The sequence below is a fragment of the Thiofractor thiocamini genome, assembly GCF_055384375.1.
On record NZ_AP042389.1, the window covers coordinates 270,148 to 294,780 of the forward strand.

The 24,633-nt window shown below is 35.2% G+C and carries 22 protein-coding genes and 4 tRNA genes; 16 read left to right on the plus strand and 10 right to left on the minus strand.

What is annotated here, in order from left to right; translation table 11 throughout:
- The first annotated feature begins 24 nt into the window (after positions 1 to 24).
- Complete coding sequence (locus ACZ47B_RS01345; protein WP_464894886.1) at positions 25 to 2,271, plus strand: transporter substrate-binding domain-containing diguanylate cyclase; 2,247 nt, start codon at positions 25 to 27, stop codon at positions 2,269 to 2,271.
- On the opposite strand, the gene ACZ47B_RS01350 is transcribed toward ACZ47B_RS01345, so the two are convergent.
- Genes ACZ47B_RS01350 through ACZ47B_RS01365 form a run of 4 tightly spaced genes read right to left on the minus strand, consistent with a single transcriptional unit; the run spans position 2,255 to position 5,026 of the window.
- Entirely contained in the window at positions 2,255 to 2,914 is a 660-nt protein-coding gene (locus ACZ47B_RS01350; protein ID WP_464894887.1) for a hypothetical protein, read from the minus strand. The two genes, ACZ47B_RS01345 and ACZ47B_RS01350, sit on opposite strands and share 17 nt — an antisense overlap.
- Positions 2,911 to 3,843, minus strand: a complete 933-nt coding sequence (locus tag ACZ47B_RS01355; protein ID WP_464894888.1) for an MlaD family protein — start codon at positions 3,841 to 3,843, stop codon at positions 2,911 to 2,913. The genes ACZ47B_RS01350 and ACZ47B_RS01355 overlap by 4 nt, the downstream gene beginning before the upstream one ends.
- Positions 3,825 to 4,211 (minus strand): hypothetical protein, encoded by a 387-nt coding sequence (locus ACZ47B_RS01360; RefSeq protein ID WP_464894889.1) that lies wholly within the window; start codon positions 4,209 to 4,211, stop codon positions 3,825 to 3,827. The genes ACZ47B_RS01355 and ACZ47B_RS01360 overlap by 19 nt, the downstream gene beginning before the upstream one ends.
- A 56-nt stretch (positions 4,212 to 4,267) precedes the next feature.
- Positions 4,268 to 5,026: an ABC transporter permease gene (locus ACZ47B_RS01365; RefSeq protein ID WP_464894890.1), complete on the minus strand. Its 759-nt coding sequence runs from the start codon at positions 5,024 to 5,026 to the stop codon at positions 4,268 to 4,270.
- Positions 5,027 to 5,162: 136 nt separating this feature from the next.
- Between ACZ47B_RS01365 and ACZ47B_RS01370 the strand changes: the two genes are divergently transcribed.
- Together ACZ47B_RS01370 and ACZ47B_RS01375 are read left to right on the plus strand one after the other, a co-directional pair.
- Entirely contained in the window at positions 5,163 to 8,342 is a 3,180-nt protein-coding gene (locus ACZ47B_RS01370; protein ID WP_464894891.1) for a cytochrome c biogenesis protein, read from the plus strand.
- A gap of 96 nt (positions 8,343 to 8,438) precedes the next feature.
- The gene (locus tag ACZ47B_RS01375; protein WP_464894892.1) at positions 8,439 to 8,882 is read left to right on the plus strand and encodes a hypothetical protein; all 444 of its coding nucleotides are present in this window, start codon (positions 8,439 to 8,441) and stop codon (positions 8,880 to 8,882) included.
- 161 nt (positions 8,883 to 9,043) lie between these two features.
- On the opposite strand, the gene ACZ47B_RS01380 is transcribed toward ACZ47B_RS01375, so the two are convergent.
- The 5 genes from ACZ47B_RS01380 to ACZ47B_RS01400 all read right to left on the minus strand — a co-directional run bounded on the left by ACZ47B_RS01380 (position 9,044) and on the right by ACZ47B_RS01400 (position 10,583).
- Positions 9,044 to 9,120, minus strand: a tRNA-Asp gene (locus tag ACZ47B_RS01380).
- 13 nt (positions 9,121 to 9,133) lie between these two features.
- Positions 9,134 to 9,209: transfer RNA gene (locus ACZ47B_RS01385), tRNA-Val, on the minus strand.
- A gap of 34 nt (positions 9,210 to 9,243) precedes the next feature.
- Positions 9,244 to 9,319, minus strand: a tRNA-Glu gene (locus ACZ47B_RS01390).
- Positions 9,320 to 9,343: 24 nt separating this feature from the next.
- Positions 9,344 to 9,419, minus strand: a tRNA-Lys gene (locus tag ACZ47B_RS01395).
- Positions 9,420 to 9,482: 63 nt separating this feature from the next.
- Positions 9,483 to 10,583, minus strand: coding sequence for a CinA family protein (locus ACZ47B_RS01400; protein ID WP_464894893.1), 1,101 nt, complete (start codon positions 10,581 to 10,583; stop codon positions 9,483 to 9,485).
- Positions 10,584 to 10,696: 113 nt separating this feature from the next.
- Between ACZ47B_RS01400 and ileS the strand changes: the two genes are divergently transcribed.
- The 7 genes from ileS (at position 10,697) to trhA (ending at position 19,975) form a co-directional block, all read left to right on the plus strand.
- On the plus strand, positions 10,697 to 13,462 hold the full coding sequence (ileS, locus tag ACZ47B_RS01405; protein ID WP_464894894.1) for an isoleucine--tRNA ligase: 2,766 nt from the start codon (positions 10,697 to 10,699) through the stop codon (positions 13,460 to 13,462).
- 103 nt (positions 13,463 to 13,565) lie between these two features.
- A complete protein-coding gene (gatA, locus tag ACZ47B_RS01410; RefSeq protein ID WP_464894895.1) occupies positions 13,566 to 14,921 on the plus strand; it encodes an Asp-tRNA(Asn)/Glu-tRNA(Gln) amidotransferase subunit GatA in 1,356 nt (451 codons plus the stop codon).
- 10 nt (positions 14,922 to 14,931) lie between these two features.
- Entirely contained in the window at positions 14,932 to 16,380 is a 1,449-nt protein-coding gene (gene guaB / locus ACZ47B_RS01415; RefSeq protein ID WP_464894896.1) for an IMP dehydrogenase, read from the plus strand.
- A gap of 18 nt (positions 16,381 to 16,398) precedes the next feature.
- The gene (gene metX / locus ACZ47B_RS01420; RefSeq protein ID WP_464894897.1) at positions 16,399 to 17,502 is read left to right on the plus strand and encodes a homoserine O-acetyltransferase MetX; all 1,104 of its coding nucleotides are present in this window, start codon (positions 16,399 to 16,401) and stop codon (positions 17,500 to 17,502) included.
- Positions 17,502 to 18,197 carry a helix-turn-helix domain-containing protein gene (locus tag ACZ47B_RS01425; RefSeq protein WP_464894898.1) on the plus strand — a complete coding sequence of 232 codons (696 nt, stop codon included), beginning with the start codon at positions 17,502 to 17,504 and terminating at the stop codon, positions 18,195 to 18,197. Before metX ends, ACZ47B_RS01425 begins: the two co-directional genes overlap by 1 nt.
- A gap of 47 nt (positions 18,198 to 18,244) precedes the next feature.
- Positions 18,245 to 18,865, plus strand: coding sequence for a LysE family translocator (locus ACZ47B_RS01430; RefSeq protein WP_464894899.1), 621 nt, complete (start codon positions 18,245 to 18,247; stop codon positions 18,863 to 18,865).
- A 573-nt stretch (positions 18,866 to 19,438) separates the two neighbouring features.
- Entirely contained in the window at positions 19,439 to 19,975 is a 537-nt protein-coding gene (gene trhA, locus ACZ47B_RS01435) for a PAQR family membrane homeostasis protein TrhA (protein ID WP_464894900.1), read from the plus strand.
- A gap of 4 nt (positions 19,976 to 19,979) precedes the next feature.
- Here trhA and ACZ47B_RS01440 read toward each other — a convergent pair whose 3' ends face one another.
- Complete coding sequence (locus ACZ47B_RS01440) at positions 19,980 to 20,198, minus strand: hypothetical protein (protein WP_464894901.1); 219 nt, start codon at positions 20,196 to 20,198, stop codon at positions 19,980 to 19,982.
- Positions 20,199 to 20,321: 123 nt separating this feature from the next.
- Here ACZ47B_RS01440 and xseB point away from each other — a divergent pair, with 123 nt between their 5' ends.
- The 6 genes from xseB to fic are packed head-to-tail and all read left to right on the plus strand — an operon-like array spanning position 20,322 to position 24,629.
- Positions 20,322 to 20,522 carry an exodeoxyribonuclease VII small subunit gene (xseB, locus tag ACZ47B_RS01445; protein ID WP_464894902.1) on the plus strand — a complete coding sequence of 67 codons (201 nt, stop codon included), beginning with the start codon at positions 20,322 to 20,324 and terminating at the stop codon, positions 20,520 to 20,522.
- Complete coding sequence (locus ACZ47B_RS01450) at positions 20,519 to 21,343, plus strand: carbon-nitrogen hydrolase family protein (protein WP_464894903.1); 825 nt, start codon at positions 20,519 to 20,521, stop codon at positions 21,341 to 21,343. The genes xseB and ACZ47B_RS01450 overlap by 4 nt, the downstream gene beginning before the upstream one ends.
- On the plus strand, positions 21,330 to 22,451 hold the full coding sequence (locus tag ACZ47B_RS01455; RefSeq protein ID WP_464895739.1) for a succinyldiaminopimelate transaminase: 1,122 nt from the start codon (positions 21,330 to 21,332) through the stop codon (positions 22,449 to 22,451). Before ACZ47B_RS01450 ends, ACZ47B_RS01455 begins: the two co-directional genes overlap by 14 nt.
- Before the next feature lie 59 nt (positions 22,452 to 22,510).
- A complete protein-coding gene (locus ACZ47B_RS01460) occupies positions 22,511 to 22,867 on the plus strand; it encodes a DUF4282 domain-containing protein (RefSeq protein WP_464894904.1) in 357 nt (118 codons plus the stop codon).
- A complete protein-coding gene (gene chrA, locus ACZ47B_RS01465) occupies positions 22,857 to 24,074 on the plus strand; it encodes a chromate efflux transporter (protein ID WP_464894905.1) in 1,218 nt (405 codons plus the stop codon). The genes ACZ47B_RS01460 and chrA overlap by 11 nt, the downstream gene beginning before the upstream one ends.
- Positions 24,075 to 24,095: 21 nt before the next feature.
- Positions 24,096 to 24,629, plus strand: a complete 534-nt coding sequence (fic, locus tag ACZ47B_RS01470) for a protein adenylyltransferase Fic (protein WP_464894906.1) — start codon at positions 24,096 to 24,098, stop codon at positions 24,627 to 24,629.
- Positions 24,630 to 24,633 lie beyond the last annotated feature (4 nt).

A 24,633-nucleotide genomic window follows, 5' to 3' on the forward strand; every position in this document is an offset into this window, starting at 1 on the left:
TTATAATGCTTTACAGGTAGAAAAATGAAGATCGCGATAGTGTTTTTGTTGATATTGTTAAACAGTATGGTTGCAAGTACAGATCATATTGTCCTTAAACTCAGATGGAAACACTCTTTTCAATTTGCCGGATATTACATGGCAAAAGAGAAAGGTTTTTACAAAAAAGCCGGACTTGATGTGGATATTCAAGAGCTAAATAGCAATGAAAATGTTGTAAATGAGGTTTTATATAAAAATGCAGATTTTGGAATAGGAGGTAGCTCGCTTATATATTCAAGACTTCTAGACAATCCCGTGAAACTCCTTATGCCTGTTTTTAAGAAATCCCCATTGGTTCTTCTTACAACAAATAAAGATATTTTATCTATAGAAGATATCAAAGATAAATCGATCATGGCAAGCCCAACTAGCCTGCAAAATATTTCACTGCTTTCTATGTTGCAAATTTCAGATATAAAACCTGATGATATAAATATAAAAGAAAATGTTTTTAATGTTGATGATATTTTAAAAAACAAGGCTGATCTTTATACTGTTTTTTTATCCAATCAACCTTATTATTTAAAAGAAAAAAATATCTCATATAATGTATTTGATCCCAGTAAGTACGGGTTGGATTTTTATGGGGATATACTGTTCACTTCAAAAAACAAGACAGTAAAATCACCAAACACGGTTCAAGCTTTTATCAATGCTACAAAAGATGGATGGAATTATGCATTTGCTCATATTCCTGAAACCATTCAAGTCATAAAAGATAAATACAATTCACAAAATTTCTCAACAAAGGCTCTGGGTTATCAAGCTACTGTTTTCAAAAATATCATAAGTGAAGATTTTACATTTGATGAGTCAAAGATCATGGAAGCGGCAAGATTGTATAAAGTAATATTTAAAAACAATAACAATATTGATTATGCAAATTTTGTATTTAATCCTTTCCTTGCAGATGAGAAAGAGAAAAACTTTATAAAAACCCATAATATCATATGTATAAGCACCGGTAACTGGGCTCCATTCAACCTAATAAAAAATGGTAAACTAGCAGGTATCGCCTTAGATTATTGGAATATCGTCAAACAAAGACTGGATATAAAAGGCGAATGCAAGTTAGCAAAAAACTTTACGCAAGTTTTGAATGCTATAAGAGATAAAAAAGCTGATATAACCGCTTCTACGGCAAAAACAAAAGAACGCGAAAAATATGCCGTATTTTCAAAACCATATGCAAAATTTCCAGTCGTTATAGTAACACGCAACAATGAAGGTTTTATACCTGATATAAAGTCAATTAGTGATAAGATGTTGTTTGCTCTGCCAAAAAATTATACTTTCAGTGAAGTTTTGCTTCGAGATTATCCAAACATAAAGTATGTGGAAGTTAAAAATATAGATCAGGCTCTTGATTATGTTTCTAGCGGGAAAGCAGACATAGCTATCGGTATACTTCCCGTTATCGCTTATAAGATAAATGATTTAAGGTTTACCAATTTGAAAATATCCGGTACATCCAAGTATATATTTCCTGTTAGTTTTATGATAAGAAAAGATTATAAGATACTTGTGCCCATGATAAACAGAGTAATAGACTCTATAAAAGATAGTGACAAAGAGAAGATTTATCAAAAGTGGGTAACAGTTCATATGCAAGAAGGCTACTCCAGGGAAAAAGTTTTAAAATACAGTATAGTGGCTATTATCGTTTTCATACTTTTGCTATTTTGGATGATAACATTGTTCGTACAAATTCAAAAAAGAAAAAAGGCTGAAAAGGCACTTGAAAAGTTGGCAACCATAGATAAGCTTACATGTATCTACAACAGATATATGATAGATAACAGCTTGACTGAACAAATCGAAATAGCAAAAAGATATGACAAACATTTGTCCGTTATATTTTTCGATATAGACCATTTCAAAGAAGTCAATGACATATACGGTCACAAAGCAGGTGACATGGTACTTAAAAAGTTATCAGATCTTGTAAAGAATAAAAAAAGAAAAAGTGATATATTTGGCAGATGGGGTGGAGAGGAGTTCATACTGGTTTTGCCTGAAACCGATATAAAACAAGCCGAGCTAATAGCCCAAACACTAAGAGAAGAGATAGAGAAATGTCATTTTGAAAAGGTTGGTCATATAACCTGTAGTTTCGGTGTAACGCAAATCAAAAAAGAAGACACTTTGGACACTCTTATGAAAAGAGTGGATGAAGCCCTCTACAAGGCTAAAAAAGAAGGAAGAAACCGGGTTATTGTAAAGAGTTGAACAATTTTATTTTTTGATTTATCTTCTTTATCTGCGAGGGTGTACTTTTACTTTTTAAAAAACCATACCATCCAAGAGCGGCTTTTTTATAGCCCAACGATGCTGACTCATTGATGACATAGATGATCTCTTTGCGCGAGAGATGATTTTTTATCAAAGAGGCCGCTACAAGCTTTGAGTCGATGCTATCTATGCCACGGATGGACTTTACGGCTTTTTCATAATTTTTTATTTTCACATATTTTGCAAAATCTTTATATGATAAAGGAATTTTATCGATTTTTATCTTATCAAAATGACCGGTTATCAGATAGTAATAATTTTGTAGAGTCTTATCATCCACGATATCTTGTATATCTTTGTATTCTTGACATTGATCTTTGATGAGCATGGCATTGTGCAGGGCACATTCTCCAAGATATATCTTGGCTATGGCATTCGTGTCAGCTCCGCTTTTGGCACTTTGCAAAGCTCTTTTGAGTGCTATGGAAGCAAGTCTTGTTTTTCCTTGCAGATAGTATGTTTTAAAACTGTCAAACGAATTTGAGGCATTCACTCTGTATTTGTACCTACTGTCCGTTTTAAATGAACAGCCGGTAAGCAATATAAAGGATATAAGAGTTAAAGTGTATCTGATTTTCATGGCAGTTTCACCTTTTTGTCATTGTTTTCGATGAGAGAATTGACTTTGTTTAAAAGATTGTTAGCTTTGTCAACACCTAAAAGTATCTGTTCTTTTAACAACACTATATCTTTGTCACTTTTTCCAATGGTTTTAACAAGGGAGTTCAAGTCTTTAAGTTTGGTTTTTATATCTATGAGTATGTCATTGATATGATTTGGTATATCTTCGCTCGGTTTTATGATATTTTGTTGTACCTCATTTAGTATGGAATTTATCTGTATAGTCATCTTTTTGATTTGAGATAAACTATCTTTTAAATGAGCTATGCTTTTTGTGATATTTTTTGAACTGTTCGTTTCGCCCATTACGGTATCTATGACAGATCTATCATTGGCAAATTTTGCTGAGAGTTTTTGAAAATTTTGCATGGTTTGAAAAAGAGGTCCATTGTTTGAAGCCAGTTTCGCTACGATGATATCTGTATTTTTTATAATATTCTCTACTTTTAACATGATGGGTTTAAGCCTTGCCACTAAAGAGTTTATGTCATCTTGTACTTCAAAATCAAGTATGGCGTTAGGTGTGATAACAGGATGGTTCGGATCTGAAACAACTGATATGACTGCCCCGCCAAGCAACGGTTTTTTGAGCTCAAGATACGCTCTTTTATTTATCCATTTGGCATTTTTTTCATCAACTCTGAAGTGAACGAATACTTTTCCATCATAAGTGAAGTCTATCTTGTCAATGTAACCTATCTTAAATCCTGAGTATTTTATGGGGGTACCTATGTCGAAACTATCCGCGCTGTTGGCGTAAAAAGCGTATTCATAATGCTTGTCAAACAATCCCTTGCTTTTCAATATAAAAAATATAGCTGTAAAAAGAGTGACAAGAGTTAAAAAAGTAAAAATTCCTACACCTATTCTCATTTTATTGTAAGACATTTGTTTTCCTTGTAATAGTTCTGCAACATAGTATCAAGTATATATGTTTCTTTTTCATCAAGTATATCGACCAATTCTTCGAGATATGATAAATCCTCCACTCTGTTTAACATGGAAAAAGGCTTTACGACGGCTATCTTCTCTTTTGGGCTAACATATGCTCTTATATACTGAATGATAAATTTGTCTTTTTTGCTTAGTTCAAATGGTCTTTTTTGCGCCAAATCTATACAGCCGCATTTTTCTAAAAGTTCATTCGTATATTCATATGCTTTGTTTACACTGTACCTATAGTGATACTTTAGGATCAAAGAGATATTTTCATTTATATTCAGATCGACAAATAAGGGAGTATCCTCACTGACCATAGCAAAATCATTTTCTACAATGTATGACTGAAGAGTACCAAAATCTTCAAAAATTTTTACAGGAATTCGACGATTAATGATAAAACCTCCACACTTAGGATAAGTACAAAAAGTGATGTGATAGTTTTTGACAAGCTGATCGGGATCTCAAAATATCTTTTTTTCATGACTATGCCGTCATAACTTGGAATCGTTACTATGATAAACCCGTAAATCATGCTTTTAATGACAAACAAAAATATATCTTTTAGTGTGATGGCACTTATGATCGTGGATGAAAAGATTTTGACATCCATTCCAATATCTAAAAATAAAAAAAGATATCCGCTGATGATCATTATAACAGAAGATAAAAAAATGAGAGACAAGAAACCCAAAAGATTTCCGATCGCTCTTGGCATAACAAGATAAGTAACTATATCTATATCAAACATTTTTAGAGTATTGAGTTCATTGTTGACTTTCATGATAGCGGTCTTTGCACCTATGCGAAGACCCGTTCTAAACGAAATGATCAAAGCCAATGTAAAAGGCAGCATTTCAACCAGTATGAATTTCACGATAAGCTCTCCTATGAACTCTTTCAAGTTGTACTGTAAGGCGATTGATACGACAAACCCCATGACAATCGCTCCAAAAATGATAGAAAGCAAGATAAAAAGTGGCAGGATTTCCAAAGCTACATAATACACCTGTTGTACTAAAATCTGCCTGCTAGCAGGGTTGTAGTTTTTAGGATTTAGCGCATACAAAAAACATATCACACTAAAATTATAGTATTGAAAAAAGTGGGATATGTATCTGAAAAAATTCACTTTTTTACCTTTGATTTATTATCTTGTAACACTATGATAACATATATGAGGTTAAAACATGGTTGTAATTTATAAATTAATCTAATGTTTACCTTATTTGGGTAGAATTTCGTAATTTTGCTATCAAAGGATTTTTATGGTCAAGTTTATCAAAAAGTTTTTTTTATCGATGGAGAGTGCCTTCGTACTCTTTTTGATATTTGCGGCAAGCAGCGGTATCGCTACATTTATAGAAAATGACTATGGCACTGAAACTGCATGGGGAGTCGTTTACGGTACTTTGTGGTTCGGGGCGATTCAATTACTGCTTGGTATAAATTTGGCTTACAATATAGTAAGATACAAACTGTACAGAAAGGACAAATGGCCGGTATTTACCTTTCATGTGGGATTTTTATTTATCCTTCTCGGATCGATCGTTACAAGATATATCGGATATGAAGGTATCATCCACATAAGAGAGGGGCAGACTGAGAACAGGATGATTTCAAGTGAACCATATATCCAGATAGATGCACAAAAAGGCAACAAAATATACCATCTCGAAAAGAAAAAATATCTTTCGAAGATAGGGGATAACAACTTCGATCTCAAGATGAACATCGATGGAAAGACCGCAGAGATCAAATATGTAGATTTTGTGCCAAATGCTACAACATCCATAGTCGATGATCCAAACGGAAAACCTATGATATCCTTTATGAGCACGGATCCGGACAATAGCAACTTTGTTTTAAAAGACGGGATGAGTGAAACCATAGGCGGAGTGAAGTTTTCACTCGATAAACCGCAAAAAAGTGCAAATTCTTTATGGGGGTCGCCCTCGGTCAGTATTTATACCAAAAACGGGAAATTCTATATAAAATCCAACAAAGCCATAACCGCAATGGATATGGCGACTCAGAGTAAAAAAACTTTAGAGCCTTCAAAAGAGTATGAGTTTTTGGGAAAAAGACTATATAGTGTGGGTGATTTGAACTTTGCTCCAAAGTCTATGAAACTAAAAGGAAAAGAGAAGTTGGTCTCGGGTGCAAAAACAAGAGCCGGAATGAAGTTCAATGCTTTAAATGCTTTGGTCGTCAAAGTAAACTATAACGGTGATACTAAAAAAGTCACATTTTTTGGACAGGGAAAAGGTGCCAAAGGATTTACAAAAACTGCTATGATAGGCGGTATTCCTTTTAGTTTTGAGTGGGGTTCAAAAGTGATGACTCTACCTTTTTCTTTGAAACTCAGGGATTTTCAACTTGATAGGTATCCGGGTTCTATGTCACCATCGTCTTATGCAAGTGAAGTTACTTTGATAGATAAAAAAAATGGAGTCAACATGCCTTTTAGGATATATATGAATCATGTACTTGATTATAAAAATTACAGATTTTTCCAATCCTCTTATGATAAAGATGAACTTGGAACCATACTTTCAGTCAACCATGACCCTGGAAAATATCCTACATATTTTGGTTACTTGCTTTTGGCTATAGGCTTTATATGGACTATACTCTCTCCAAAGAGCAGATTTAGAACACTTGGCAGAAAAATACAGCAAGATATTCAAAAAAACAAAAGTGCTATGGCTCTTTCTGCTTTGATGATATTTTTCGCATTGGCATTTGGTACCTCTTCATTAAAAGCGGCAGAGCCGACTCTCTCTCTTCAAGATAGTATAAAAAAAGCTAAAAAATATGAAAAAAAACATGCGGATAAATTCGGACTGCTACTTTTGCAGGATAGAGAAGGCAGGATAAAACCCATAGACTCCTTTGCTAATGATGTTTTAAATAAAGTATCAAGAAAAAGAAGTTTTTTCGGACTCGATGCGGATCAAATCGTACTAGGTATGCTTTCAGCTCCTGGAGTTTGGCAAAATATACCTATGGTAAAAGTAAGTCACGATAAACTCAAAAAGATACTTGGTATTCCAAAATCTGCCAAATATGCTTCTTTTAAACAGTTTTTTGACTATAAAGATAAAAATCCATATAAATTAGCCCAGTATGCCGAAGTTGCAAACAGAAAGCCTCCGATAGATAGAAACAAGTTCGATAAAGATGTTTTAAAAGTGGATGAGAGGCTAAATGTGCTTTACTATGTTTATACAGGCTCACTCTTTAAAATCTTTCCAAAAGCGGGCGATCCGAACAACAAATGGTATGACCCCAAAACCGCTATAACGACTTTCCCAAAAGAGCAGTCAAAAAAGATAAGATCCATGCTTGCAGATTATTTCACCGCTATACATAAAGGTAGAAAAACCGGAGATTGGCAAGATGCCGACAAAGCTCTCGACAAGATAGCGGCTTTTCAGGAAAAATACGGTGCAAAAGTTATACAGGACAACTCTCATATAAAAGCTGAGATTCTTTACAATCATTTAAATATATTCCCAAAATTGATATCTGTTTATCTACTTAGTGGATTTTTACTTCTTCTAGTTATAATGTATAAAATGTTAAGACCGAAAAGTTCTATAAAGTTAATCGTTAGATTTTTCTTTGTAGTCATACTTTTGGCATTTTTAGCCCAAACATTCAATATGGGGCTTAGATGGTATGTAAGTGGTCATGCTCCTTGGAGTAACGGATATGAGTCTATGATATATATCTCATGGGCATTGATGCTTGCCGGTCTTATCTTCTCGAGACAGTCTGTCATGTCACTTTCACTTACGGCTATACTTGCCGGTGTATTTCTGTTTGTAGCGCATTTAAGCTGGATGGATCCTGAGATAACCAACCTGGTTCCAGTTTTAAAATCATACTGGCTTATGGTGCATGTTTCAATCATTACGGCTAGTTACGGATTTTTAGGGCTAAATGCACTTTTGGGATTTTTTACCCTTATCATGTTCATCATGTTAAGTAGTGATCCCAAAAATCCAAGAAATGCACATATACAAAGAAGCATAACAGAAGCCACAAGAGTAAATGAAATGTCCATGATACTAGGACTTATGCTTTTAACCATGGGTAACTTTTTAGGTGGAGTTTGGGCAAACGAATCATGGGGAAAATACTGGAGCTGGGATCCAAAAGAGACATGGGCTCTTGTTAGTATACTTGTATATGCCGCGGTAGTTCATATGAGACTCATACCAAAATTAAACGGACAGTTTGCCTTTGCGGTTGCTTCAACTATAGCTTACGCCTCGGTTATCATGACATATCTTGGTGTAAATTACTACCTTTCAGGGATGCACTCATACGCTGCGGGCGAGCCTGTACCGATACCTCAGTGGATATATTGGGTCGTTGCGATAGTTATTTTGACTATAGCTATAGCATTTCCAAAAAGGAAATACTCCAAGAGATTATAAATTTCGGCGCCATATCTTCATGGCGCCATATCCTTAAATCCCAATTTTATATAGAATATAGTAAAATATCGATATTACTGACTATAAAGGTATCTTATGAAAAAATTTTTTATCACTGCTTTTGTTTCAAGTTTGGCTTTGTACGCTTGCAATTGCAAATTTGACAAAGAGAAGATAAGGTGCGACTACTATGTGTATAAACAACATGATATAACCTATCAGAAAAGTTGTTTGGCTTATGCAAAAAACAGTGCTGAAGCTAAAGTTTATGATAAAGCAGCAGAATACTTTTTGCTGGGAGGAGATATAAAGAATACAAAAATCAATGCAAAAAAAGCTATTGATTTGCACCAATATTATGCAGCAGAGTACTTGGGTTTGGCAAATTTACTTGAAAACAAACCAAAAGAGGCTCAAAAAGCATTTGCTCTCTTAAAACAAAAAGTTAAAAACAGAAACTATATCATAAAAGATATACAAAACATTGCTAAGATATATAAAAATTTTGATGAAATGGAAGCTTTAAAACTATTGAAGTAGAATTGCAGTGTTACATATTGATGATGTCACTGATTATCGTCATGATCGTTGACATCTTCTTTGTCCATTACGAAGCCTACAGCAAGTAAGGCGATGACAAAGAGGATAATTATACCTATATAGATATATGACATACTATTTCCAAAAATTTTGATTGAAAGTGGCGCGGCGGACGAGACTCGAACTCGCGACCCCCGGCGTGACAGGCCGGTATTCTAACCAGCTGAACTACCGCCGCTACCTTGTGGATATGGTGGTCGCTAGAAGACTCGAACTTCTGACATCCACCTTGTAAGGGTGGCGCTCTACCAACTGAGCTAAGCGACCAAAGAATTGTCCAGGACTTTTGACCATCAAAAGATGGCGACCCCAAGGGGATTTGAACCCCTGTTACCGCCGTGAAAGGGCGGGGTCCTGGGCCACTAGACGATGGGGTCTATTTAAATCAATTTCAAAAAAAATGGTGACCCCTGTTGGATTCGAACCAACGGCCACCTCCTTAAAAGGGAGATGCTCTACCAGCTGAGCTAAGGAGTCACCCGTACCATTTGAAATGGAGTTGAAATTATAGAGAAAAAAATATCATTTGTCAAGGGTTTTTTATCTGTTTACGAAAAAAATATTTTTTTCTAACTCGAGTAACAATTTTGCGGCATATAAAACCGCTTGTTTTTGTATATATATCCTATCTCCTTTTAAATGAACTTTTTTTATGATTTGACCGTTTTGTTTACTTTTTACACCGATGTAAACAGTGCCGACCGGTTTTTCCTTTGCTCCTCCGGTTGGTCCTGCTATCCCGCTTATGGCTATGGATATGTCAGAGTTACTGACATTTAATGCGCCCTCAAGCATTTCATCCACACACTCTTCGCTGACCGCTCCAAAGGTTTCAAGAGTTTGGCTACTTACTCCAAGCCATGCTTCTTTGATATCGTTCGCATAAGTTACAAGATTGCCGTTTATGATGTTGGATACCCCACTATATCTTATGAGTGTACTTGAAAGCAATCCTCCCGTACAACTCTCGGCAGTGGATATCTTGATATCGTTTTCAATCAATTTGTAAGTTATATGAGAAAAGACATCCTGCTTGGGGATTACTTTATCCGGGAGTAGTTGAATGGCGGAATCTATGAAATTGTTTATCTGTCCATATTTCAAACTCTCTAGTTTTACAAGATTCCAACCTTCTATGATCTTGATGATTTTTACTTTGATTTCAAAATTTTCAGCAATCGGCATGAGAAGTATTTCGCAGGATTCTTTATCCATATCAAAAATATTGATAAATTTTATATCTTTTCTCTCTTTTAAAAGAATTTTTGGAAGCTTTTCATCTTCTTTTATTCTAAGTACATTTATCCTGTTGTTTTCATCTTCCATCAAGTAACTCCCCTCGTCATAAACTACACTTTTAGATGGTAGAAGCATATCATTTTTAAGAACCAAAGAGTCACTGTGCAAAGTTGAAAGTATTTTACCGGTTATATTAAAGTTTTTTTCATCAGTGGCTATCACGACATCACTGCATTTTTGCAGGATATCTTCAATGAGTAAAAAAAGATCTTTGTCGCTTCCTTCTAGTCTGTAGACTATGTCAAGTTTTTTTAGACGATCTGTTATCTCTCTGTGTATATAGTCATTTAATGCGTCATTGTATTTTATCTCTTCCCCTATGGTGACTAAAGCTGTTTTCATACTTTTTCCTTTGAATAAAAGTACTTAATTATATCACACCATTTATGAGGTTTAACATATTTTAATACCTTTTTGGATAAAATAAGCTCCATTATTTTACAGGAGTTAAGTTTATGGATTACAAAGATAGTTTGCTTTTGCCAAAGACCACTTTTTCTATGAGGGGAAACCTGCCTCAAAACGAACCAAAAAGATACAAATCCTGGTTTGAAGAGAAAAATGTTTATGAAAAGATGAAAAGAAACAGAAAAGATGCAAAAAAGAGTTTTACTCTTCATGACGGTCCTCCTTATGCAAACGGCCATATCCATATAGGTCATGCCCTAAATAAAATCCTAAAAGATATCATTGTAAAAAAACACTACTTCTTCGGTGAAAATGTTAGATATGTCCCGGGATGGGATTGTCACGGGCTTCCTATAGAGCAGCAAGTTGAAAAAAAGATAGGAAAGGCAAAAAAAGATACTCTTCCAAAAAGTAAGATAAGAGAGTTGTGCCGTGAGCATGCTACTAAATTTTATAAAATCCAAAAAGAGGAGTTTAAAGCTCTTGGGGTTGTAGGTGATTGGGACAATCCATACTTAACTATGAAGTTTCATTTCGAAGCGGATATCTACAGAGCATTGTGCGATATAGCAAAAAAAGGGTTATTGGTTGAAAGAAGCAAGCCGATATTTTGGTCATGGGCTGCAAAGACGGCTCTGGCTGAAGCTGAAGTGGAGTATCAGGATAAAGAGGATTACTCTATATTTGTTGCTTTCAAACTCAGTGATAAGTCAAAAAAAGAGCTTGGCATAGAGGGTGATGCAAGTATCATAATATGGACGACTACTCCTTGGACACTTCCTGCAAATCAAGCTATAGCTTTAAATCCTGAAGAAGAGTACGCATTAACAAGTGACGGTTTTATAGTCGCAAAGAAACTTTTTGACTCACTTATAGAGCAAGAAGTTGTAAAAGGTAGTATTGTCAAAACTTTTACTTCAAAAGAGCTTGAAGGTAAAGTCGCTATCAATCCGCTAAACGGTAGAGACTCAAAAGTGATACTAGGTGAGCATGTCGAGATGAGTGGCGGTAGCGGATGCGTTCACACGGCTCCCGGTCATGGAGAAGATGACTACAGAGTTTCTTTAAGATATGGCATAGATGTTATCATGCCGGTTGATGAAGACGGGCTTTATGATGAAACGGTTGTAAGGAAAAAGTTACTTCCAAATCCTAAGGAGTTTGTCGGAATGCATGTTTTTAGCGCAAATGATAAGATCTTAGAACTTCTTGGAGATGCGCTTTTAAAATCCTCAAGATTTACCCACTCTTATCCATACTGTTGGAGAACCCATAAGCCTGTTATCTATAGAGCTACAAAGCAGTGGTTTATAGCGATGGACAAAGAGGGCGATTCTTTAAGAGAGCAAGCATCAAGTGAGATAAAAAAAGTGAAGTTTTATCCTCCGGCCGGAGAAAAAAGACTCTCTTCAATGATAGAAAACAGACCTGATTGGTGTATAAGCAGACAAAGAGACTGGGGTGTGCCGATAGCATTTTTTAGAGATAAAAGTACGGGTGAGCCGATATTTGATAGTGAGATTTTAGACCATGTTGCAGATATCTTTGAAACAAAAGGTGCTGATGCCTGGTGGGATATGAGCATAGAAGAGTTGCTACCCAAAAACAGCAAATATGATCCAAAAAATTTGACAAAAGTTCTTGATATACTTGATGTTTGGTTTGATAGCGGATCGACTTGGAAAGCCGTTCTTCTAAGCGATGAGTATGACGCGGGAGATTATCCGGCTGATATGTATCTTGAAGGAAGTGATCAGCACAGAGGTTGGTTTCAAAGCTCACTTCTTGTAAGTACAGCTATAAATGCACATGCTCCTTATAAAACTATCTTAACTCATGGATTTACCGTCGATGAGAAGGGCGAAAAGATGAGTAAATCCAAAGGAAATGTCGTAGCTCCAAGTGATGTAGCTAAAAAGTATGGAGTTGAAATCCTTAGACTTTGGGTTGGTATGAGTGATTATAGTGGAGACCTTAAGATAAGCGAAACGATACTAAAACAAGTTTCAGAGCAGTATAGAAAGATAAGAAATACCTTTAGATTTTTACTTGCCAATGTCGATGACTTGGAAGAGATCATAAGTACAGATAAATTCTCCCCTATAGACAGTTGGATAGTCAATAAAGCAAGTAGAGTTTTTGGCGAAGTTAAAGAGGCATTTGATGAGTATGATTTTTCAAAAGGTCTTTCACTTTTAAGCCACTTTATAACAAATCACTTAAGCGGTGTTTATCTTGATATTTCAAAAGACAGACTCTACTGTGATCCAAAAGATAGTGATACAAGAAGGGCCAGTCAAAGTGCTATGGCTTTGATAGCCAAAAGTATGCTTGGACTGATAGCTCCTGTTCTAACTTATAGCGCAGATGAGATACTTGAACACTCTCCAAAAGTCATCAAAGGAGATATGGAAGATGTTTTTGATCTTGTTTATGAAGAGTTGCCTGAAGTTGAACCAGTGTTTGATGAGGATTATATGCTTGAAGCAAGAGAGAAATTTTTCGAGATAGTTGATGAGCTTAAAAAAGATAAGAAGATAAAATCAACTCTTGAATTGGTACTCTATAGCGACTCAAAAGAGCTTGCAAAACTAAGCGGAGCTGACGGGGAAGATTGGTTTACGGTAAGCAATATAATTTGCAAGATAGATGATGAGCCTATAAAAAGTTTTAGTGTAGGCGAAGATGAATTTAAAATCTACTATGCAAAAAGATACAAATGTCCAAGATGTTGGAAACAAAGAGCCAAGGTTGAAGGCGAACTTTGTGCAAGATGCAGCGGAAAAAAAGAGCAAAGAAGTTGTGAGGCATGATGCTTTCAAAACCTGTTGAATTTAGCTTTATCATTGGAACTATAGTTGTTATATTCATATTTATAGGCATTGGTATTTACCTCGTAAAAAAAGGAGAAAATAAGTGATAACATTGAAAGAAGCACTCTCTTTGGATAAGGAAGAGTTAAAAGAGGTTAGAAAAGATTTAGCACAAAAAATAAAAGAGAAAAAAGAGCTTGGTGCCTATGTAGAGCAGTTGATAAATGAAGAGATTTCTACAAGTGGTGAAGGTGTGCCTATAGCTATAAAAGATAATATCCAAGTAAAAAACTGGAGTGTAACTTGCGCATCCAATATACTTCAAGGCTACATAGCTCCTTATGATGCGGGAGTCATAGAAAACTTAAAAAAAGCGGGACTTTCCCCATTTGGTAGATGCAACATGGATGAATTTGCCATGGGAAGCTCAACTGAGACTTCATTTTATGGAAAAACAAGAAATCCATATGATCCAAATCGGGTACCGGGAGGCAGTAGCGGCGGAAGTGCAGCGGCAGTAGGAGCCGGTATAGCCATAGCGGCTCTTGGTAGTGATACCGGTGGAAGTATAAGACAGCCTGCGGCATTTTGTGGATGTGTGGGAATGAAGCCGACTTATGGAAGAGTAAGCAGATATGGACTTAGTGCATTTTCAAGTTCGCTTGATCAGATAGGTCCTTTTACTCAAAATGTTGAAGATAGTGCAATTCTTTATGACATCATAAGTGGACATGACAGAAGAGACTCCACTAGTGCAAATGTAGAGTATAAACCTGTCGCATCAAATCTAAACAGTGATAGAAAATTTACCATAGCCGTTATAGAAAATTATCTTGAGGGTGCAATTGAAGATGTAAGAAAAAAGCTTGAAGAGGCTATAGAAGCACTAAAAAATGCCGGACACAAGATAGTATATAAAAACAGACTAAATACCAAGTATGATGTGGCGACTTACTATATCATAGCAACCGCGGAAGCCAGTGCAAACTTAAGTAGATATGATGGTGTAAGATACGGAAACAGAGCCGAAGCTCAAAGCTTAAAAGAGATGTATGCAAAAACAAGAGGCGAAGGGTTTGGCGATGAGGTAAAAAGAAGGATACTTCTTGGAACTTTCGTGCTTAGCAGCGGATACTATGATGCTTACTATATAAAGGCTCAAAAAGCAAGACATCTTATAAAAGAGGAGTTTGAAGAGATTTTTAAAGAGGCGGATTTAATCTTTGCCCCCGTAACTCCAACTACTGCTTTTGAGTTTGGAAGCATAAAAGATCCACTTGAAATGTATCTTGAAGATATATATACCATAGCGGTAAATCTTGCCGGACTTCCCGGGATTTCGATGCCGGTGGGATTTGATAGTAAAGGTTTGCCTGTTGGAGGGCAGTTTATAGCAAAAGCGTTTGATGAGCAGACTCTATTTGATGGAGCCTATGCTTTAGAGAGATTACTAAAATAAGGAAAATTGCATGAGGATAAGAAAAAAAGCTCTAACTTTTGAAGATATTTTGTTGGTACCCAAGTACTCTGAAATTTTACCCAAAGAGGTCGATGTAAAAACAATGCTAACAAAAAATATACCTCTAAATATCCCTCTTGTATCTGCGGCCATGGATACGGTTACCGAACATAGAGCGGCTATCGCTATGGCAAGATTAGGGGGTATCGGTATAATCCATAAAAATATGGATATAGCTTCTCAGGTTCACGAAGTAAAAAAAGTAAAGAAAAATGAAAGCGGAGTTATATCCGATCCCATAAAGATAGGACCTGATGCTAAGATAAAAGAAGCACTTGCCATCATGGCGGAGTATAAGATATCAGGAGTTCCGGTAGTAGATAAAGATGACAGGCTTTTAGGGATTTTAACTAATAGGGATTTGAGATTTGAGAAGGATTTTGACAAAAAAGTAAAAGAGGATATGACAAAAGCCCCTCTTATAACTGCCATGAAAGGAACTACGATAGATGAGGCTGAAGAGCTTTTTCATAAAAATAAAGTCGAAAAGATCCCTTTGGTGGATGAAGATGGAAGACTTGCTGGGCTTATAACCATAAAAGACATCAAAAAAAGAAAAGAGTACCCAAATGCAAACAAAGATGAAGACGGAAGACTAAGAGTCGGAGCTGCCATAGGGGTTGGACAGCTTGACAGGGCTAAGGCGCTTGTTGAAGCCGGAGTTGATGTACTTGTGCTTGACTCAGCTCATGGTCACTCAAAAGGTATCATAGATACCGTTAAAATGATAAAAAAAGAGCTTAGTATAGACATCATAGCCGGAAATGTAGCAACAAAAGAGGCAGTTGAAGCTTTGGTAGACGCTGGAGCGGATGCGGTAAAAGTGGGAATCGGACCAGGAAGTATATGTACTACAAGGATAGTCGCCGGAGTCGGAGTACCTCAGATAAGTGCGATAGATGAGTGCAGTGAAGCAGGAAGAAAGCTCGGGGTTCCTATCATAGCTGACGGTGGTATAAGATACTCCGGAGATATATCAAAAGCTTTGGCAGTCGGTGCAAGCTCGGTGATGATAGGAAGCTTGTTAGCCGGAACCGATGAGAGTCCGGGAGATCTTATCATGTACCAGGGAAGGCAGTATAAAAATTATCGTGGTATGGGCAGTATCGGTGCTATGCAAAAAGGAAGCAGTGATAGATACTTTCAAGAAGGCACCGCTCAGGAAAAACTTGTACCTGAAGGTATAGAGGGAAGAGTGCCATATCGAGGAAAAGTGGGTGATGTCATTCATCAACTTATAGGAGGCTTGAGATCTTCTATGGGATATGTCGGTGCAAAAGATATCATAGATTATCAGGAAAAAGCAGAGTTTGTAGAGATTACTTCAGCCGGACTAAAAGAGAGCCATGTGCACGATGTAATGGTGACAAGAGAAGCACCGAATTATCATATCAATTGAAAACCGGATAAATAAAAAGTGAAGATAACTACCGCTACAAAACATTTTACCAGTCCTTTATATCTTGAAAGCGGTAGGATTCTTGAACCATACGATATATCGTATGAAACATACGGAGAATTGAACGAAGATAAGAGTAATGTCATCGTTGTATGCCATGCCTTAACCGGCTCTCATCATGCTGCCGGGCTTTACGAGGGAGATAGAAAACCAGGTTGGTGGGATGATATGATAGGTGATGGCAAATGTATCGATACTACGAAATACTTTGTGATATGTACAAATGTCATAGGGAGTTGCTTTGGATCTACCGGTCCTATGTCTCCAAAATATCCTTCAAGTGAGCCATACAGACTGAGATTTCCTGTTATCACTATAAGCGATATGGTAAAAGCTCAGATAAGTCTTTTAAATTCGCTTGGCATTTATGAAGCCCATGCTGTCATAGGCGGCTCTATGGGAGGTATGCAAGCACTTTGTTACGCAGTCGAGTATCCTCACTTTACAAAAAGAAATATCATCATAGCATCCACTTATGCAACGCAACCTTGGGCTATAGCATTTAATAAAGTTGCTAGAGAAGCCATCATCAAAGATCCGAGATTTAACGGCGGTATGTATGATGTGGATGAGATAAGAGAAAACGGACTTGACGGTTTGGCGATAGGTAGGATGAGCGGGCATATCAGCTACTTAAGCGAAAACTCTATGCAAAAGAAGTTTGGAAGAAATTATGTAGAAACAGAGGGCTTGTATGAGCTTTTTGGAAGATTTCAAGTAGAGAGATATCTGGATTATAACGGATATAATTTTTCCAAATGGTTTGATCCTCTAAGTTACCTTTATATAACAAAAGCTATCAATATCTTTGATGCAAGCAGAAACTATGACTCTTTGGAAGACTCACTTTCGCACATAAAAAGTAAGATAACTCTACTATCCATAAAAAGTGATCAGCTCTTTTTTAAAGAAGAGATGGAACAAATCTTAAAAAGTATGAAAAATATAGGAAAAGAGGAGTTGGTAGAGTACCACTGCATAGATAGTGACTACGGGCATGATGCCTTTTTGGTTGAAGTAGATAAGTTTACACCATATATATCAGCATCACTAGAAAGCTAATGTATATTTTACAAAATAGTTTTACAAATATTTCATATAAAAAACATTTTCATGATACATACTCCATATCAGCCGTTTTAAGCGGTGAGTGTAATGTAGATATAGAAGGAATAAATTATAATTTTAAAAAGGGCGATATAAGGATAGTCAATCCATATGAATATCATCAAATATACAAGAGCAGTTGGGAACATATCAATATAGTTTTAAGCAAATTTGAAATGAAACATATACTGCGATATATAGTTGATTTTGAAAACTATGTAAAAGATGAAGAGCTTTTTTCAGATATCAGATTTGTTTACGAAACAAAAAAAGGTATGGAAAAAATCATAGAGTATATATCTAAAAATTATATAAAAATGAGCTACAAGGATAAAATAACATATGCAAAAAAATTTAAAAAAGCTTTGATGTATATTTATCAAAATGCCAATCATCAAGATATAAACTTAGATAATATAGTAGCTTTTACGGGATTGAGCAAGTATCATTTTCTAAGAGAATTTAAAAAAGAGTTCAATCTTACACCATATCAATATATACTAAATATAAAGATAAACAATGCAAGAAAATTGATAAGATCAAATCTTCCTCTTTCTCAAGTTGCTTTAAAGTGTGGTTTTACTGATCAAGCCCATTTTATCAATACTTATAAAAAATTTTTCGGTCATACGCCTTCAAAATTGATATAGCAATTTTTTACAATCTTTTTTTATAATAATATTCTATACTTACGATTATGGAATTAAACGACTATATCAATTATGTGATTATATCTTTTTTTACGATTACAAGTCCGGGAGCTGCCATACTTCTTGCAATAAATACGGCTATGCAAATGGATATAAAAGCACTATTTTTTCAGACTTTGGGAAATATCTTGGGGCTTTTTGTGCTATCAAGTGTAGCAATGTTTGGAGTAGGAATACTGATAAAAAGTTCACCTATCTTTTATATGATTTTAAAAATTATAGGAGCGATTTATCTGATATATTTAGGCATAAAGCAGATAAGAAACCGACATACTCATTTACATTTAAAAAAAATAACAAAACATACTAAAAGAACACTTTTTGAAGTTTTTAAAAAAGGATTTTTGGTTGCTGTAACAAACCCCAAGCCCATACTATTTTTCACTGCCGTTTTTCCTCTTTTTATAAATCAAAAAGCCAATATGCTCTTACAATTTTTTATCATGACTGGAACTTTCATGTCTATATCATTTTTATCATTAATGGGTTACGGATATATATCAAAAACCGCTAAAGCTTGGTTTTTTGAAGAAGAAAAACTTAAGATTTTTTATAAAATTTCAGGTATATTGTTTATAATCATGGGTATAGGTATGATATTTTTATAAAAGTACAATAATAATTATATTCGTATGTTTTAAGAGTATTAATTTAAGCGCATATTTGATAAAATAAAAAAACAGCTGATATTACACAAAATATATTTATAGCGACAATGTAGTATATATGCTAACTATCATGTAAATTAATAATATCAACAAAGTCTGGTTCAATATTAAAAGATAATTTTAGGAGATGTGATCCTGTGAAAAAAAGTGTGAATGATTTCTCTTTGTTCGAAGAGATTTGGCATGCTGTATCTCATGGATTTGGGCTGCTATTGAGTACTTTTGGATTTGGTGTGCTTGAATACCATCCCCGACTAAGGAGTATATATTTTAAATAAAAGAGAAGCTGTCATATGCAAGGCAAAAGTTTGCAGTACTACCTGTAGGTAATTCAAAAACTTTTAACGCAGTCAGATGATAGCTTATCTTTTACCAAAGGCAAACATATTGTATCATATTGCTTCGTTACATTTTCTCGAATTAGCTATGGCTAGTACTTCGAAAACGTGCCTCGCACTATAACACAATATGTTTGTTTAAAATATATACTCCTTAGTTGGGGATGGTATAACTATGGCTGCATACAGCGGTGATAGTTCAAAAGTCCTTACAAGCATAGTATTTGGAATTGGGCTTTTGGTAATGTATGGATTTTCTACTCTTTATCATGCTATTCCCCAACAAAAACCAAAGTCCATATTACAGATACTAGATCATGTTTCCATATATATTTTGATAGCTTCGACATATACTCCTGTAGTTATACTGGGAGTTAGAGGTGTTTTTGGGTGGATACTTTTCGGGGTTATCTGGTTTATGGCATTTTTGGGAATATTTTTAAAAGTTGTATATCCTCGTAGATTTGAACTGTTTTCTTTAGTTTTGTATGGTGTCATGGGGTGGCTTATAGTGGTTGCGATAAAACCGTTTGTTGAGCATGTGGGGTGGCTTCCTATGATATTTTTGTTTGTAGGCGGCGTCATTTATACAGCGGGTATATACTTTTATGCCAAGCAATCCATAAAATTAAATCATGCATTATGGCATCTGTTTGTGTTGGGAGGAACTATTTTTCATTATTTTACGATATTTTTATTGGTCAAAAACTAAAAAATTATGCGTATATATCTAACTTGTTCGTTCCTTTAGTCGTTTTGATATCGTTTGTTGTAGCTTTTACTTCAGCATTTTTTATATCGGTTTGAACTTTTTTATTTTGTGCTTCTATGCCTCCTTTTGCGGATGTATCACTTTTTTGTGTAGTGTTTTCGGGAGTTCCTACTTGGATCCTGTTTGGATAAGGCGATCTAAACAGATACTCATGTACTTGCATATAAACCTCCTTTTTGAATATTCTAAATTATTATATCATATTTTTGAATGGAATTTAAGTCCTTTTTCGATAAAATCTAGAGTATAAATTATAGAGCGTCCCCGTGAGTTCTAAAGGTATGATATGAAGATAAATGATTTTGAAAAAAAGATAGAAAAATCCAAAGAGATACTTGATAAGTTAATGGATCCGGAAATTACTCTTGAAGAGAGCATGAGACTATACAAAGAAGGCATAAAAGAGTTAAAAGAGGCTTCAAAAATGCTTCAAAATGCAAAACTGGAGTTTGAAGAATTGTCACAAAATGGTGAGGATATATCTTGAATATAGCCGCTCTTCAACTCTCTACTCTTCCTATGAGCAAAGCGAAGCTTGATTATTATCTGATGATTTGCAAAAAACGAGATATATCGCTTGTGCTTTTGGGAGAATACAATCTCAACAGTTTTTTCAAAGAACTTGAAAAGATGCCAAAAAGTATGATAAAAGAGCAGTCAAAGCACAAGATAAGGATACTAAAAGAGTTATCGAGTGAGTATGGTATCACCATAGTAGCCCCGATAGTCCAGTTCAAAAAAGATAAGATATACAAAACCGTTGCAAGATTTACTCCAAGGGCTACATACTTTAAAAAACAGCAGTATCTTATCAACTATAAGCATTGGAATGAAGAGAAATTTTTTGACAATGAGATGGAGTGTGACTATATGCCTATGGTATTTCATCATAACGGTTTGAAGGTTGCCGCGTTAAATGGTTTTGAGCTTCATTTCGATGAGATTTGGTTAAAAATTTTGAAAAAAAGAGTTGACTTGGTACTGCTTTCTACAGTCAGTACCTTCGGCTCAAAAAAACGATGGGCGGAGCTTGTGAAGATAAGAGCATTTTTAAATAGTGCTTATATCCTAAGAGCAAATCGCATAGGTGAATTTACAGATAGAGAAATATCCTGGAAATTTTACGGTGAAAGTTTTTTGGCGACGCCTAGCGGAGAGCTACAGTATATGTTAGGTCAAAAAGAGGAGATGCTTATAGCTAGTATCGATAAAAATATCCCAAGAATTGCGAAAAGAGACTGGGGATTTGTGCAACAAATGCAAAAAAGAGAAGAATTTTGTGGAGAGTATTATGATAAAATTCAATGAATATCCGTTTGAAAAACTAAATAAACTGTTACAAGACATAAAGCCAAATGATAATTTAACTCCACTTAGCCTGACTATAGGAGAGCCACAGTTTCAAACTCCAAAGTTTATACAAGATACCTTGAGTGATAATTCAAAATATCTCAACAAATATGCAAAAACTTCAGGGGAAGATTTTTTGAAAGAGAGCATGAGGGAATTTGTAAAACAAAGATTTGATATAGAGTTAAAAGATGATGAGTTGATACCTACTTTTGGTACAAGAGAAGTGTTGTTCAATTTTCCTCAATTTTTTTTATATGACAAACTCTCACCCGTTATGGCATATACCAATCCTTTCTACCAGATATATGAAGGTGCCGCAATCGCATCCAGGGCGAAAAGCCTTTATATAAACTTGACAAAAGAGAATGATTACAAGCCTCAAATAGATAGGAAAATGTTAAAAGAAGCTGATTTGGTGATACTAAACTTTCCCAACAATCCGACCTCGTCAACTATGAGTATAGATGAGTATAAGCCTTGGATTGAGCTTGCTTTGGAAGAGGATTTTGTTTTATTGAATGATGAGTGTTATAGTGAGATATACTTTGACAAGCCCCAGCCCTCACTTCTTGAAGCTTCAAAAAAGTTTGGAAATGATAGCTTTAAAAATATACTCGTAGTAAACTCCGTATCAAAAAGAAGTTCAGCACCGGGGCTTAGAAGCGGATTTATCGCTGGTGATGGAAAAATACTCAAAGATTATCTAAAATATAGAACATATACAGGTTGTGCTGTGCCTATCCCTTTGCAGTATGCTGCAGCGAGTGCTTGGAGTGATGAAGAGCACGTGAAAGTATTTAGAGAAAAATATAAGAAAAACTTTGACATTGCACAAGAGATACTTGGGACCAAAATCCCCGAAGCTACATTTTATATCTGGCTTGAAGTGGAAAATGACATAGTATTTACCAAAAACCTTTACAAAGAGAAAAACTTGAAAGTAATACCAGGAAGTTTTCTTTCAAGAGACGATCAAGGCAGAGAAAATGTAAGGATAGCACTGGTTGAAGATGAAGAGAAAACAAGAGAAGCTCTTGTGAGATTAAAGGAATATCTCGGATGATATCTGTTGTTATATCAAAAAGCGGTATAGATGAATAAAATAAATATAAAAGAATTTTTATGTGGAATATCTTAAGTTTTAACACTTTCATAACACAAAATATTTTGATTTTCATCTATTATATCGGAGCAGTCATATTTCCTGTGATGATATATCTTTTTAGAAATTATCTAATCACCAATATATCCTGGTTTAAAACATTGTATAAAAAAATAGAAAAATTTTATATATCGTTTCCAACGTCTAAAAAGAGAGTTTTCTGGATTGTTTTCTGGATTATATTTGTATGTGCAGAGTTATTTTGGAGAATGATGTTCGAGACAATGATAGGCTACTTTGATATGCATGATTATCTTCATATGATATCACAGCATATACAAAATTTTAATTTTTCAGGAGGAGCACTTGGAAGATAAAAATGCATTGAAATCACAAGTCTCTCCATCTTTTTTAGAACTGATTTGGTCTTTTTTCATCATCGGACTGACTGCCTATAGTATGGCTATGCTACAACAGTTAAAAATACTTATCATCGGTCGTAAATGGCTTTCTCAAAAAGAGATGGATGATGGTTTGGCTATGGTGCAGTTGTATCCCGGACCCATTATGTTCAACCTCGCAACTTATGCAGCTTATAAAATCAAGGGATTTTGGGGTGCTTTGATAGCAACATTTTTATTTGTATTGCCATCATATGTTTTGATGCTGTTGCTTTCATGGCTCTATTTCACTTATGGTGATATTGCATGGGTACACCCGATGTTTATCGTACTTGAAGCGATGGTTGTGGGTATTGTCATCAATGTTTCACTTGATTTTTCAAAACGCTATATAAGTGACGGTAAAACCGCATTTATTGCCGGTGTGGCATTTGTTTTAATGCTTTTTAAAGTCAATGCATTTTGGCTTATCCTTCTTGCTGTTTTTTTGGGAAGCATTCTTTTTTGGAAAGATAAGGCAGATGCAAATACAAAAAATGATATGCAAGCGCAAGATACGAACATACCTGGTTTATGGCAGTGGCGTTTGGCATATATAGTGCTTATAGGTTTGATTTTTATTGGATTCATTGCATTAGGTTTATTGTATAAAAGTGAACTTAGCACTTTATTTTTATCAATGTTCAAAGTAGGTGCGGTAGCGTTTGGCAACGGTATGACAATCATGCCGTTACTTCAACAAGAGGCTGTTTTGTCACATCACTGGTTAAATCTCAAACAGTTTGCGGACGGTATAGCTTTTGGGCAGATTACACCAGGCCCATTTTTAATCACAGCAACTTTCATAGGATACAAAGTAGGCGGGTTGATTGGAAGCTTATTGGCTACTGTGGGTATGTTTTTTCCTTCATTCTTTTATACATTGGTGATATCGGAAATTTATGCAAAGATTAAGAGTTATATGTTTATCCGTAAAGCACTTAAAGCCATATTGTCCGCTTTTACCGGTATGCTTTTCTTTGTTGTTTTAAGCATGGGGAAAATCAGTCTCGTGTCACCTGTGGCATATATTTGGGCGATAGGGGCACTCATAGCTGTCAAATATTATAAGATAAATATTCTGTGGGTATTTTTGTTTGGCATTACTGCTGAAGTTTTATTATATTTTTTTGGTTTAAGCTAATCGATCAAAGGGAGATATTAAGTGAAAGATATAGATAAAAAAAGTTTACAAAATGCTTATAGACTCTTTGAGAGTGGTGGTATAGAAAAGATTGAGGTAGGTACTCTAAAAGGGTTATGTGATATACACCGCTATCTTTTTGAAGGATTGTATGAATTTGCCGGAAAAATTAGAGAAGTAAATATATCAAAAGGTAACTTCAGATTTGCAAATAGCTTGTATCTAAAAGATATACTACCAAAGATCGAACAAATGCCTCAAAATAGTTTTGAAAAAATAGTAGAAAAATATGTCGAGATGAATGTTGCCCATCCTTTTTTAGAGGGAAATGGAAGAGCTATGAGGATTTGGCTTGATGTGATTTTGAAAAAAGAGTTACATAAAGTTGTTGACTGGAGAAAAGTTGATAAAAAGTTATATCTTCAAGCTATGGAGAGAAGCCCTGTCAATGATCTTGAGCTTAGATATTTATTGCAAGATAACTTAACAGATAAAATTAATGATAGAGATATAATTTTTAAAGGTATAGAACAATCATACCTATATGAGACATAAGGGA

What these genes read in the sequence shown, in the direction of transcription:
- ACZ47B_RS01345 (WP_464894886.1), top strand. Translation starts at nt 25, where the DNA reads ATGAAGATCGCGATAGTGTTTTTGTTGATATTGTTAAACAGTATGGTT.
- ACZ47B_RS01350 (WP_464894887.1), bottom strand. Translation starts at nt 2,914, where the DNA reads ATGAAAATCAGATACACTTTAACTCTTATATCCTTTATATTGCTTACC.
- ACZ47B_RS01355 (WP_464894888.1), bottom strand. Translation starts at nt 3,843, where the DNA reads ATGTCTTACAATAAAATGAGAATAGGTGTAGGAATTTTTACTTTTTTA.
- ACZ47B_RS01360 (WP_464894889.1), bottom strand. Translation starts at nt 4,211, where the DNA reads ATGGTCAGTGAGGATACTCCCTTATTTGTCGATCTGAATATAAATGAA.
- ACZ47B_RS01370 (WP_464894891.1), top strand. Translation starts at nt 5,163, where the DNA reads ATGGTCAAGTTTATCAAAAAGTTTTTTTTATCGATGGAGAGTGCCTTC.
- ACZ47B_RS01375 (WP_464894892.1), top strand. Translation starts at nt 8,439, where the DNA reads ATGAAAAAATTTTTTATCACTGCTTTTGTTTCAAGTTTGGCTTTGTAC.
- ACZ47B_RS01400 (WP_464894893.1), bottom strand. Translation starts at nt 10,583, where the DNA reads ATGAAAACAGCTTTAGTCACCATAGGGGAAGAGATAAAATACAATGAC.
- ileS (WP_464894894.1), top strand. Translation starts at nt 10,697, where the DNA reads ATGGATTACAAAGATAGTTTGCTTTTGCCAAAGACCACTTTTTCTATG.
- guaB (WP_464894896.1), top strand. Translation starts at nt 14,932, where the DNA reads ATGAGGATAAGAAAAAAAGCTCTAACTTTTGAAGATATTTTGTTGGTA.
- ACZ47B_RS01425 (WP_464894898.1), top strand. Translation starts at nt 17,502, where the DNA reads ATGTATATTTTACAAAATAGTTTTACAAATATTTCATATAAAAAACAT.
- ACZ47B_RS01430 (WP_464894899.1), top strand. Translation starts at nt 18,245, where the DNA reads ATGGAATTAAACGACTATATCAATTATGTGATTATATCTTTTTTTACG.
- trhA (WP_464894900.1), top strand. Translation starts at nt 19,439, where the DNA reads ATGGCTGCATACAGCGGTGATAGTTCAAAAGTCCTTACAAGCATAGTA.
- ACZ47B_RS01440 (WP_464894901.1), bottom strand. Translation starts at nt 20,198, where the DNA reads ATGCAAGTACATGAGTATCTGTTTAGATCGCCTTATCCAAACAGGATC.
- xseB (WP_464894902.1), top strand. Translation starts at nt 20,322, where the DNA reads ATGAAGATAAATGATTTTGAAAAAAAGATAGAAAAATCCAAAGAGATA.
- ACZ47B_RS01460 (WP_464894904.1), top strand. Translation starts at nt 22,511, where the DNA reads ATGTGGAATATCTTAAGTTTTAACACTTTCATAACACAAAATATTTTG.